The organism is Streptomyces sp. NPDC033136, from assembly GCF_055578235.1.
Map to the genome: position 1 here is coordinate 37221 of NZ_JBVIPD010000030.1, position 11063 is coordinate 48283.

The window sequence follows — 11063 nt, forward strand, 5'->3', positions numbered from 1 at the left end:
TCGAGTAGTTGTGGCAGTCGGGCTAGTCAGGCCCTGAGATCCGGCACCGTCGGGACGTCCGACAACCACCTGTTGTGCGGCTAGGCTCCCCCTCGTGGACCTCAAAGCCGTACGGGCCTTCGTCGCGATCGCCGACTCCGGGCAGTTCCAGAAGGCCGCCGTGGATCTGGCCCTCACCCAGCAGGCCGTGTCCAAGCGGATCGCCGCGCTGGAGAAGGACCTCGGCGTACGGCTGCTGGTCCGTACGCCGCGCGGCGCGGAGCTCACCATCGACGGGCAGGCGCTGCTGCCGCACGCCCGGGTCCTGCTCCAGGCGGAGGAGCGGGCCGTCGCCGCCGTGCGGCCCGGGGACCGCGCGCTGCGGGTGGACGTCGTGGGACGCCGAGCCGCCCCCGGCGGGCTGGTACGGGACTTCCACCGGGCGCACCCGGAGATCGCGCTGGACGTCGTCACGCTGTTCGACGCGGACACGGCCATGGCCGCCGTACGGGACGGGTCCGTCGACGCCACCTTCCGTGCCGTCACCATGCCCGGGCACCGGCTCCCCGACGGCATCACGGCCCTGCCGTGCCTCGACGAGCAGCTACGGCTGTGCGTCGGCCCCGGCCACGCGTTCGCCCGGGCCCCCTACGTGACGCCCGCGCAGCTCGCCGGGCACCGGATCTGGATGCCGGGCAACGCGCCGGGCACCGAGTGGCACGCCTACTACGAGGAACTCGCCGCCGAGTTCGGGCCGGCCATCGACACCATCGGGCCCAACTTCGGCCTCGAGGCGCTCCTCGACACGATCGCCGGTTCCCCCACCGTGGCGACCTTCCTCAGCGAACGGACCCCGTACGTCTGGCCGGTCGCCCACGACCTGCGGCTCGTCCCGCTGCGGGACCCGACCCCGGTCTACCCGCACTCCCTGCTCCGGCGCACGGACAACCCGCATCCCGGCCTGACCGCGCTGCGCGACTACCTGGTCGCGACCCGCCCGCGGCCGCCGGAGGGCGAGACCTGGCGGCCGTCGTGGGCGAAACCCGCGAAACCCGCGGCCCCCGCGGCCCCCGCGGACCCTGCGGCCCCCGCGGACCCTGCGGCCCCCGCGGACCCTGCGGCCCCCGCGGACCCTGCGGCGCCCGCGGACCCCGCGGGCCCCGCGCCTACCCGAGCCGCTTCTCCAGCAGAGTGAAGGACTTGGGCGGCCCGCCCGGCTGCGGCTTGCCCTCCTTGCGGCCCACGACGCGGTAACCGGCGTCCTGGTAGTAGGCGTTGAGCTGCGCGTTGCCGGCCAGGCAGTCCAGGCGCACCGTCGTCCGCCCCGCCGAGGCCACCCGGTTTTCCGCCGCGCTCAGCAGCAGCCGCCCCGTCCCGGGCGCCGCGGTGCCGCGGTCCACCATGAGCCGGTGCACGTACCCGGCGACGGGCGGCTGCGGGCCCCAGGCGTCCTCGTCCTCCCACCACAGCTCCCAGGCACCGGCCAGGCTCCCGCCGGCCTCCGCCAGCCAGACCTCGCCGTGGGCCATGACCCGGCGGAAGTGGCCCTCGCCCAGCTCCCCGGGCCGCCACTGCCCGGTGACGCCGCGGGCCAGCATCCAGCGGGCCGCGGCGTCGCGGAGGCGGACCAGGGCGGCCAGGTCGGCCTCGGTGGCGGGGCGTACGCGCAGGTCACTCACGCGGGGATCCTCGCACGCCCGTCCCGCGGGCGGATCGGGCCCCTCAGGTCTCCGTCCGGTACATCAGGTCCACCTCGTGCGTCACGAAGCCCAGCCGCTCGTACACCGACACCGCCGCCTTGTTGTCGGCGTCGACGTACAGCATCGCGGTCGGCAGTCCCTGCCCCGCCAGATGCCGGAGCCCGATCGTGGTGAGGGCCTTGCCGAGGCCGCCGCCCTGCGCGCCCGGTCCGACCCCGAGGACGTACACCTCGCCCAGGCCCTCCTGGGCGTGGACCTTGGTCCAGTGGAAGCCGACGAGTTCGTCGCCGCGGAAGGCGAGGAAGAAACCGGCGGGGTCGAACCACGGCTCGGCCTTGCGGTCGTCGAGGTCGCGCTGGGTGAGGGAGCCCTGTTCGGGGTGGTGGGCAAAGGCGGCGGCGTTCACCGCGAGCCAGGCCGCGTCGTCCTGGCCGGGGACGAAGGGGCGGACGGTGACGCCCTCGGGCAGCGCGGGCTCGGGCGCGTCGAAGTCGGTCAACGGCCGCCGCATCTGGCGCAGTTCACGGAACAGCGTCAGACCCAGGACCTGCGCGAGGTGCCGGGCGGCGGAGTGCCCGCCGTGCGCCCACACCCGCAGCCGCTTCCCCGACGCCGCCAGCAGCGCCGAGCCGAGCGCCCGCCCGTGCCCCTGCCCGCGGTGCCCGGGGTGCACGACCAGCTCGGCGGCCGGCGGCTCCACCTCGTCCGTGTCCTCCAGCTGGGCATAACCGACGAGTTCCCCGCCGGTGGTGAGCAGCAGATGGGACACGCCCTCCCGCTCCCCGCCCGCCCGGCTCCCACCACCGCCCTCGACGGAGTCGCTTCGCGACGCCCTGAAGTGCTGCAACTGCAACCGCCCCTGTTCGGACACCGCCTGCTGCCCGTCGGTCCGGGCCGCCTCGTCGAGCAGCCCGAACACGGCCTCGGTCTGCTCCGCGGAGAGCGCGGCAAGGGTCTCGATCGAGCGGGGGCGGCCGGGCCGTACGGTGTCGTCGCTGGTCATGCGTACGAGGGTACGGGGCGCCACCGGCAAATCGGCGGCAAAGAAGCAACCAGGTCGTAACCCGGAAAGGCCTGTCGCGCTACGCGCGTTGACTCTAGGCTGCGCCGGACGACATCACTGTCCCAGCAGACCCAACAGGGGGGCGTATGCCAGCCACTTCACCGGCGCATCAGGAGCGTCGGAGACGTCGTACCCACCGTGTCCTCGCTCTCGCCGCCGGTGTCGTCACCGTCGGCGCGCTGGCCGCGGCGGCGCTGCCGGGTGCGGCGACCGCCGGGGAGGACCACCGCAAGGGCGGGCACTGGCCCGGCCGCTACCAGGACGTGCAGCTGCTGTCCTTCAACGACCTGCACGGCAACCTGGAGCCGCCGGCGGGCTCGTCCGGCCGCGTCACCGAGCACCAGCACGACGGCACCACGAAGACCATCGACGCGGGTGGCGTCGAGTACCTCGCCACGCACCTGCGGCAGGCCCGCAAGGGCGAGAAGTACTCCATCACCGCCGCCGGCGGCGACATGGTCGGTGCCTCCCCGCTGATCTCCGGCCTCTTCCACGACGAGCCCACCATCGAGGCGCTGAACAAGCTCGACCTCGACGTCACCTCCGTCGGCAACCACGAGTTCGACGAGGGCGCCAAGGAGCTGGCCCGCCTGCAGAACGGCGGCTGCCATCCGAAGGACGGCTGCTACACGGACGAGAAGTTCCAGGGCGCCGACTTCCCCTACCTGGCCGCCAACGTCCTCGACGAGAAGACGAAGAGGCCGATCCTCAAGCCCTACTGGGTGTGGAAGAAGAAGGGCGTCAAGGTCGGCTTCATCGGCGTGACCCTGGAGGGCACCCCGGACATCGTCTCCGCCGAGGGCGTCAAGGGCCTCTCCTTCAAGGACGAGGTCGAGACGATCAACAAGTACGCCAGGGTGCTCCAGAGGCAGGGCGTGAAGTCGATCGTCGCGCTCATCCACGAGGGCGGCTTCCCGGCGTCGACGTCGTACAACTACGACTGTGACGCCCCGGGCGCGGGCGACGGCATCTCCGGCCCGATCGTCGACATCGCCAAGAACGTCACGTCGCAGGTGGACGCGCTGGTCACCGGCCACACCCACAGCGCGTACGTGTGCAGCATCGACGACCCGGCGGGCAAGCCCCGCATGGTCACCTCGGCCGCCTCCTTCGGCCGCCTCTACACCGACACCACGCTGACGTACGACCGGCGGACCGGTGACATCGCCCGTACGGCGGTGAAGTCGGCGAACCGCGTGGTCACCCGGGACGTCCCCAAGGCGCCCGACATGACCGAGCTGATCAGCAAGTGGAACACCCTGGCCGCGCCCATCGGCAACCGCGCGATCGGCCACATCTCCGGCGACATCGTCAACACCGGTACGGAGTCCCCGCTCGGCGACCTCATCGCCGACGCCCAGCTCGCGCACGGCAAGCAGCTGGACCCGGAGACGGACCTGGCGCTGATGAACCCGGGCGGTATCCGGGCGCCGATGACGTACGCGGCCAAGGCCGGTGAGGGCGACGGTGTCGTGACCTACGCCGAGGGCTTCACGGTCCAGCCCTTCGCCAACACCGTGAACCTGCAGGACTTCACGGGCGCGCAGCTGATCCAGGTGCTCAAGGAGCAGGTGACCGGCTCGAACGCGGCGTCGCCCAAGGTCCTCCAGGTGTCGTCCGGCCTCACCTACACGCTGGACCTCACCCAGTCCGGCGCCGACCGTGTGGTCACGGACTCGATCAAGCTGAACGGCGCGGCCATCGACCCGGCGGCCACCTACCGCGTCGCGACGAACAGCTTCCTCGCGGGCGGCGGCGACGGCTTCCCGACGCTCGGCCAGGGTACGAACGACGTCGTCGGCGCCGACGACCTGGCCGCGCTGGAGCAGTACCTGACGGCCAACTCCTCGGCGTCCAGCCCGCTGGCGCCGCCGAAGGCGGACCGCATCACCGTCGTGAAGTAAGTCGCATACCCGGGGTTCGAGTTGCGGCAGGGGGCGGTACGCATGATCGGATGGATCGATGCGTACCCCCCACCACGCAGTTGCGCATCCCCGTCCGAACCCGTACGAGGAACTCGGTGCCCTCGACGACGGGCCTCTGGAGGAGACCCCTCTGGAGGAGTTCCTCCCCGAGGAACGTGATCAGGGCGCCGAGGGCGCCTGGGCGCCGCCCGACCACCGCCGCGGCGGCCGGCGCCGCCGGAAGAATCGTTTTGCCGGACTGCCGTCGGCGATGAAGGCGGTCGTGGGACTCGTCGTCCTCTGCGCCTTCGTCGCCCTCGGCGACCGCTGGGCCGTGCTGTACGCCGAGCACCGGGCCGCGGACACCCTCAAGGACCGGCTCGACCTGGCCGCCGCGCCCGAGGTGGACATCGGCGGCTTCCCCTTCCTCACCCAACTCGCCGACAAGCGGCTGGACTCGGTCAAGGTGACGGTCCCCGATGTCGCCGCCGACCGCGTCTCCCTGGCGAAGGTGTCGGCCACGGCCCACGACATCCGGCTGGACGCCGACGGGCTCACGTCCGTGCGCGGCGCCCACATCCCCCGCTTCGACGGGGAGGTTCAGCTCTCCTTCGCCGACCTCAACCGCGAACTCGGCGCCTCCCAGGTGACCTTCACCGGCGAGGGCCGCGACCGGGTCCGGGCCGACGGCACCCTGCCGGTCGCCGGGCACGACCTCCGGGTGCGTGCCGAGGCACGGATCCATCGGCAGGGCGAGCGGGGCATCGCCACCGAGATCGGCAACATGCGCCTGGACATCGGCGACCTGGCCACCTACCGCCCGGGCACCCGCGCCTCGGAGGGCCTGCACCTGACGGCCAAGGGGACCGCCGACCTCGCCCGGGAGACCCGCAAGGCCAAGGCGCTGCTGTCGGTCCCGGCCATCGTGCGGCGGATGGGCGTGCCCGAGGCGACCGCACGCGAGGCCTTGGCCGACGACGGCAAGCTCACCGAGCTGACCGGCACCCCGCGCTTCGCCCGCCAGGCCCAGCGCCTCAACCTCATCGACCTGGCCCTGGACAACCCCCAGGTGCTCCGCCGCCTCGGCCTGGACCCCGACCTCCTCGACTCCCTGTCCGGCCTGACCCGCCCGGTCCTGGCCGACCGGCTGTCCCTGGCGTTCGAACTGCCGGAGCCCGAGCAGGGAGAGGTGCGGCTGCGGGATGTGCGCGTGGAAGAGGACGGCATCCGGGTGCGGGTGGCGGGGACGGGGCTGACCTTGGGTTCGTAGCCGGGTGGGGCCCGCTCATCGGAGGACAGCCGGACCGGAGGCGGAAAGGACCCCTAAGGGGTCTTTTCACTATCCCCGCCCGGCATCGGCATGGTGGCCCTCCCGGGTCCGGCGCCGCTCGTCAGCCGGACCCGGGAGGGAGCCTTCAGGACGCCGAAGGCGTCCAGCCCGCGAGCCAGTCCCCGACCTCCTGGTTCGCGGCCTGCGCGTCGCTCAGGTGCGGCCGGTTGGTGCTCGCCGGGCCCGCACCGGCGCCGTAGTTGCCGTACTCGGCGAACCGGTCGTCCTTCCACGAGAAGCCGCTCATGTCGGTCCACGGCGTGGACTTGATCGCGGCGCTGAGGTTGGTGTTGCGGACCGTGGTCTGCGGGTCGAGCGAGGCGTCACCGCCCGCGTGCCAGGGCCGCCCGAGGTAGAAGCTGCCGTTCGAGACATCGCCGTTCACCGTGGAGTTGGCGATCAGGATGCCCTTGCGGTTCGCGGCGGTGCTGGGGGCGGTGATGTAGCCGGCCGAGGTGCCGTTCCAGCGCTTCTTCAGCGTGATGACGGACCTGTCGATGACGGCCGTGGCCCGCCCGAAGATGAAGTCGACGTTGCCGATGACGTAGGAGTTGCGGACGTAGACCCGGCCCAGCCGGTCCTTCGACGCGGTGTCGAGCAGCAGCGTGTCCTGGTCGCCGCTGACGATGACCCCGTCCAGGAACACCCTGTCGGCGGCGGTCCGCAGGGCGACGGCCTGGTGGCCGTTCAGGCTCTGGTTCCTCGCCTCGTCGAAGTCGTTGGAGATGGTCAGGTTCCGGGCCTGGAAGTCGTCGGCCTGGACGGCGACGGTGGCGCTGCCGGAGGTGCCGTACGTGCCGCCGCCGGGCTTCGGCGTACCGGAGGCGTTGTTGTAGACGATCGTCGTGTCCTTGCGGCTGCCGCCGGTGCCCTGGATGGTGACGTGCGGCTTGTTGGACGGCACCTTCACCAGCTCCCGGTACGTGCCCGGCTTGACCGCGATCACGACCCGCGAGCGGTTGTTCGCCGGTACGGCGTCCACGGCGGCCTGCACGGTGCGGTACTGGCCGCTGCCGTCCTTGGCGACGGTGAGGGTGGTCGCGGCCGCGGCCTTGGCGGAGGCGGTCGTGCTCTTGGCGGAGGCGGTCGTCCCGATGGAGGCGCGGGGCCCGGCACCGGCCTTGAGGACCGACGGGAGGTCGGCGGCCTTGTCGAGGGTGTACGGGTAGTAGGCCTTCGGGTCGAAGGCGGTCCCGCCGCTCTCGTTGCGCCCGCTGGTGCCGGAGAAGGAGTTGCCGCGCTGGACGACGGCGGCGCCGCTGTCCTTGATGACCGGGTTCCTGATGCCCTTGAAGAGGGAGTTCTCCAGGACCATCTTGGTCCTGCCGCGCGAGTAGTTGCCGTACGACGACTTGATGTCCGTGCCCGGGACGTCCTCCAGGAAGTTGTTGTAGAGGTGCGCGTGGGCGGCGTTGTCGGTGGACGGGTTGCGCTGCTCGGTCTCGCGGATCCAGTTGTGGTGGATCGTGATGTCGGTCTTGACGTTCTCGGTCCAGCCGATGCCGAAGGTCTTGTTGTTGTCGCTCAGCCTGTTCCAGGAGACGGTGACGTTCGTGCTGTCCTTGCGGACGTCGATGAGCCCGTCGGCCATGTGGCGCAGGTCGTTGTGGTCGATCCACACGTGATGGGCGCCGTCCATCTGGATCGCGTCGAAGTCGTGGTCCTTGTCGTTCCAGATGCCCTGGTACGCGTCCCGGATGGTCAGGTTCCGGATGATCACGTTGTGCACGCCCTGGCCGAGGAAGAACCCGCCGCCGACGATGTGCCCGGAGGTCCCCTGACCCACGATGGTCTTGTCGGACCGGACCTTGATCTCTTTGCCGGCCGGGTTCATGTTGATGGCCCCGGCGACGACGATGACGTACGGCTCGGCGGCGGTGGCGTACTTCTCCAGCTCGGCCTGCGTCTTCACCGTGACGGTCTTGCCGTCCCGGCCGCCGTACGTCCCGTTCTGCCCGAGCGAGTTGACGGAGGCGAACCCGTCTGCGGTGGCGGAGGCCCAGGCCGGGACCGCGGCGGAGGCCTCCTGGGCGGTGGAGCCCAGGACTCCGAGATCGGTGCCGTAGGCGAGGGTGCCGGCGGCGGTCAGGGCCAGGGGAACGCCCAACGCCAGGGCGGTGCGGCTTCTGCGGTGACGGGGACGGGACGTGCTACGCGGCTCACTCATACGGCGATCCGTTCCGTGTGGGGGAATGACCGCTGATCAGTCGCCGCCCCACACGGAAAGGTTGCCGGGGTATCCGCCCTACTTGATGCAGGACTTGGGGTCGAGCTTCTCCTCGATCTTGTCCTCACGGCCGTCGGGCTGGCCGCTGGGGAGGAGCTTGTCGGAGATGCCGTCGATGTAATACCCGTAGGAGTAGATGGTCTGATAGCCCCGGCCACGCCAGCTGTGCACGGTCCGGTCCCCGTCGCCCTTGTTCCACTGGTAGTCCTCGACGTGGAAGACGGGGTTGACGCGCACGACACGCTGATACGGCGTCCAGGTCACGGCGACCTGCCGGCAGGGCGGGATGGTCTTCTCGCTGCGGGTCTCGAACCGGGACTCCTTCTCCCAGCCCCACTCGTACCCGGCGCTGCCGCCCACGGTTCCGCTGAAGATGCTCTTGGCGAGGGAGAGGCTGATGGTGCCGCCGACGCTCTTCTTCGCGAACGTCTTGGTGCTGTAGCTGCTGACGAAGGTCTCCTTGTCGTCGGCGGATCCCTTGTTGCCGATCCAGCGTGACGTGCGGACGGTGTCACCCTTGATGGACCAGGTCGAGGCCTCGGCGTACCCGCACCAGCCGCGGAACAGCTCCCACGGCCCGGCGGGCTTCCACAGCCCGAAGACGTCCCGCAGGTACTCGTCCTGGGTCTTGAACTCACCGGTGTCGACGTTCAGGGCGCCGTACACGCCCGTCAGGCTCGTCTCCTGACTGCAGAGCCGTTCGATCATCCGGTCGGTGTCCCCGGGATCCACGCCCCGGATGTTGGTCGCCCCGGCGGGCCCGGCGGCAGCGGTCCCCGCGCCGGTCAGCAGACCGGTGACGGCGAGGGCGGTGGTTGCGGCAACAGCGCCGCACTTTCTGAGAGTTGACTTACGAATGAGACGCATGGGGGTCGCTCACTCCTGTTGGCGGTTCTGTGACGGCAGTGAAGATGCCAGAGCAGGGGCGCGCGTTTGCGCTACTGATGGGTATGACAGGACATCGACAGCTGGTGGCGGGTCAAGTCCTGCTTTGTCCGGCGTCCCCATCCCCACGGCTGACCGCGACCCGCAGCACGTCCCCCAGTGACTCCAAGGCCCTGACCAAAGCGAAGCGCACGGCGCGTTCACCGGCCTCGGGGTCGCGCAGTACGGCGCCGGCGCCTGCGAGGACCTGTTGGGCGGAGGCGAGTTGAGCCGCCTCGATGTCGTCGGCGAGCCGGGAGAGCAGGCTGTGCGGGTCGTCGGTGCTGAGGTAGCAGGGTTTGCCGTCGGTGCCGGTCCAGGGCAGGAGCCTCATGCGGAGACCTCCAGGGCGCGGAGGTACGGCCGTACGAGGGGGGTGTCCATCACGAGGGGCTCCACGTGGAGGGGGCGGCGGGTGTGCGGCGGGGAGTGGGGGACGGCCGGGGCCCGTCGCACCGGCGTGATGGCTCGGTGACGCCCTCGGGCGGGGAGCAGGAGTCGCACGAGGAGGAGCAGGGCCGACTCGCAGAGTTCAGCGATGCGCAGGCGCACGGAAGCGTCCCTTCTCAGGGCGGGGCAGGGGATTGACGAGCGGTGATTACCGTTCGTGCCCTCATCGTCACTGGTCACCCGTACGCTGCGGAAGGGGCCAGGTGTTGCCTGGCGCTCCAGGCAACGGTGAGGGGTGACGTGGGCGAATTGGTTGACGGGGAGCGGGAGTCGGGGCGGGTGGCCCTCGGCCGGACGCTGAGGTTCCTGCGCGAGCAGGCGGGTAAGTCGCTCGGGCAGTTGGCCGAGGGCACCGGGTACGACAAGAGCTATCTGAGCCGTCTGGAGAAGGGGGAGCGGCTCTCCAAGCGGGCGGTCATGGAAGACCTGGACAGCTACTACGGGTGCGGTGACCTGCTGGTTCGTGAATGGCGGGATGCCCGCAGGGAGGTCATCAAGGACAAGTACAAGGCGTTCATGGACCTTGAGGCGACGGCGCAGATCATGTGGATGTTCCAACTGCGCGTACCGGGGCTGTTGCAGACCGAGGACTACGCCCGAGCGGTGTTGTCAGGGTTGTCCGGCGCGCAGACAACGGCAGGCAACAGTGAGGACGTCGAGGAACAGGTGGCCGCGCGGATGGGGCGGCAGGAGCTGCTCCATCGCCAGTCTGCGCCGAGCGTGCGGGTGATTCTGGACGAGGGTGCGGTACGACGGCCGGTTCCCGACCCGAAGGTCTGGGCCGACCAGTTGTCACACCTGGTGGACGCTGCGGAGCGGCCGAATGTCGCAATTCAGGTGCTGCCTTACACGGCCGGTGTGCACGACCTTATGAACAGCGACCTCATCCTGTTGTGGCAGCGCGTCGGGGATCCTGTCGCCTACGTGGAGGGCAACGGGATCGGGCAGTTGATCGACGATCCGGACAGGGTCCTGTCCTACCGCTTGTCCTACGATCTCGTCAGGGATGCGGCACTGAGCCCGGCGGACTCGACGGCGTTCATCAAGCGCCTTCTGGAGGAGTACAGACCATGAACCGAACCCCTGACCTCACCACCGCGGTGTGGCGCAAGTCCTCCTACAGCGACGGCGGGGCCTCGAACTGCCTGGAGGTCGGCGACGGCCACCCCGGCATGGTCCCCGTCCGCGACAGCAAGCTCCCCCACGGCCCGATACTCGTGTTCAGCGGTAGCCCTTGGGCGTCGTTCCTGGCCGGCGTCAAGGACGACAGCTCGGTGCACATCTCGGGATGACTCGGGGCATCGATCTCTCCTTCTTGATCTCCCTCTCGCCAGAACTTCTCATGTGAACCGCCGTGCGTTGGCCAACGGGCAGCCCATCGACGACGCTCCGGAGCTGTCCGACGGCCCAGGCGCCATGCGACGACGAGCCATCCGTTGTCGCTGATCACGGTGGACCACGGTTTAGAGCAGCAGGCCGCTCAGGG

The 11063-nt window shown here is 70.4% G+C and carries 11 protein-coding genes; 5 read left to right on the forward strand and 6 right to left on the reverse strand.

The genetic code is table 11. From position 1 onward, the window contains the following. Positions 1 to 94: 94 nt before the first annotated feature. Entirely contained in the window at positions 95 to 1174 is a 1080-nt protein-coding gene (locus tag ACZ5TL_RS35515; protein ID WP_468594908.1) for a LysR family transcriptional regulator, read from the forward strand. On the opposite strand, the gene ACZ5TL_RS35520 is transcribed toward ACZ5TL_RS35515, so the two are convergent. Both ACZ5TL_RS35520 and mshD read right to left on the reverse strand, forming a co-directional pair. Beyond that, positions 1146 to 1658 (reverse strand): GNAT family N-acetyltransferase, encoded by a 513-nt coding sequence (locus tag ACZ5TL_RS35520; protein WP_468594909.1) that lies wholly within the window; start codon positions 1656 to 1658, stop codon positions 1146 to 1148. The two genes, ACZ5TL_RS35515 and ACZ5TL_RS35520, sit on opposite strands and share 29 nt — an antisense overlap. 43 nt (positions 1659 to 1701) lie before the next feature. Next, complete coding sequence (gene mshD / locus ACZ5TL_RS35525; protein ID WP_468594910.1) at positions 1702 to 2682, reverse strand: mycothiol synthase; 981 nt, start codon at positions 2680 to 2682, stop codon at positions 1702 to 1704. Positions 2683 to 2828: 146 nt separating this feature from the next. On the opposite strand from mshD, the gene ACZ5TL_RS35530 reads away from it, so the two are divergent. Further along, the gene (locus ACZ5TL_RS35530) at positions 2829 to 4646 is read left to right on the forward strand and encodes a bifunctional metallophosphatase/5'-nucleotidase (protein WP_468594911.1); all 1818 of its coding nucleotides are present in this window, start codon (positions 2829 to 2831) and stop codon (positions 4644 to 4646) included. A 58-nt stretch (positions 4647 to 4704) separates the two neighbouring features. After that, positions 4705 to 5916, forward strand: a complete 1212-nt coding sequence (locus ACZ5TL_RS35535; RefSeq protein ID WP_468594912.1) for an LmeA family phospholipid-binding protein — start codon at positions 4705 to 4707, stop codon at positions 5914 to 5916. A gap of 145 nt (positions 5917 to 6061) precedes the next feature. Here the strand turns inward: ACZ5TL_RS35535 and ACZ5TL_RS35540 are convergent, their stop codons facing one another. The 4 genes from ACZ5TL_RS35540 to ACZ5TL_RS35555 all read right to left on the reverse strand — a co-directional run bounded on the left by ACZ5TL_RS35540 (position 6062) and on the right by ACZ5TL_RS35555 (position 9679). Next, positions 6062 to 8143 carry a pectinesterase family protein gene (locus ACZ5TL_RS35540; RefSeq protein WP_468594913.1) on the reverse strand — a complete coding sequence of 694 codons (2082 nt, stop codon included), beginning with the start codon at positions 8141 to 8143 and terminating at the stop codon, positions 6062 to 6064. A 78-nt stretch (positions 8144 to 8221) separates the two neighbouring features. After that, positions 8222 to 9070 (reverse strand): hypothetical protein, encoded by an 849-nt coding sequence (locus tag ACZ5TL_RS35545; protein WP_468594914.1) that lies wholly within the window; start codon positions 9068 to 9070, stop codon positions 8222 to 8224. A 112-nt stretch (positions 9071 to 9182) separates the two neighbouring features. After that, complete coding sequence (locus tag ACZ5TL_RS35550) at positions 9183 to 9461, reverse strand: hypothetical protein (RefSeq protein WP_468594915.1); 279 nt, start codon at positions 9459 to 9461, stop codon at positions 9183 to 9185. Then, positions 9458 to 9679, reverse strand: coding sequence for a hypothetical protein (locus ACZ5TL_RS35555; RefSeq protein ID WP_468594916.1), 222 nt, complete (start codon positions 9677 to 9679; stop codon positions 9458 to 9460). Before ACZ5TL_RS35555 ends, ACZ5TL_RS35550 begins: the two co-directional genes overlap by 4 nt. A gap of 138 nt (positions 9680 to 9817) precedes the next feature. Between ACZ5TL_RS35555 and ACZ5TL_RS35560 the strand changes: the two genes are divergently transcribed. Beyond that, positions 9818 to 10651 carry a helix-turn-helix domain-containing protein gene (locus ACZ5TL_RS35560; RefSeq protein ID WP_468594917.1) on the forward strand — a complete coding sequence of 278 codons (834 nt, stop codon included), beginning with the start codon at positions 9818 to 9820 and terminating at the stop codon, positions 10649 to 10651. Further along, positions 10648 to 10869, forward strand: coding sequence for a DUF397 domain-containing protein (locus tag ACZ5TL_RS35565; protein WP_468594918.1), 222 nt, complete (start codon positions 10648 to 10650; stop codon positions 10867 to 10869). The genes ACZ5TL_RS35560 and ACZ5TL_RS35565 overlap by 4 nt, the downstream gene beginning before the upstream one ends. Positions 10870 to 11063 lie beyond the last annotated feature (194 nt).

Excerpts from the sequence above, each read along its gene's own strand:
- mshD (WP_468594910.1), bottom strand. The coding sequence starts at position 2,682 with ATGACCAGCGACGACACCGTACGGCCCGGCCGCCCCCGCTCGATCGAG.
- ACZ5TL_RS35530 (WP_468594911.1), top strand. The coding sequence starts at position 2,829 with ATGCCAGCCACTTCACCGGCGCATCAGGAGCGTCGGAGACGTCGTACC.
- ACZ5TL_RS35535 (WP_468594912.1), top strand. The coding sequence starts at position 4,705 with ATGCGTACCCCCCACCACGCAGTTGCGCATCCCCGTCCGAACCCGTAC.
- ACZ5TL_RS35540 (WP_468594913.1), bottom strand. The coding sequence starts at position 8,143 with ATGAGTGAGCCGCGTAGCACGTCCCGTCCCCGTCACCGCAGAAGCCGC.
- ACZ5TL_RS35545 (WP_468594914.1), bottom strand. The coding sequence starts at position 9,070 with ATGCGTCTCATTCGTAAGTCAACTCTCAGAAAGTGCGGCGCTGTTGCC.
- ACZ5TL_RS35550 (WP_468594915.1), bottom strand. The coding sequence starts at position 9,461 with ATGAGGCTCCTGCCCTGGACCGGCACCGACGGCAAACCCTGCTACCTC.
- ACZ5TL_RS35565 (WP_468594918.1), top strand. The coding sequence starts at position 10,648 with ATGAACCGAACCCCTGACCTCACCACCGCGGTGTGGCGCAAGTCCTCC.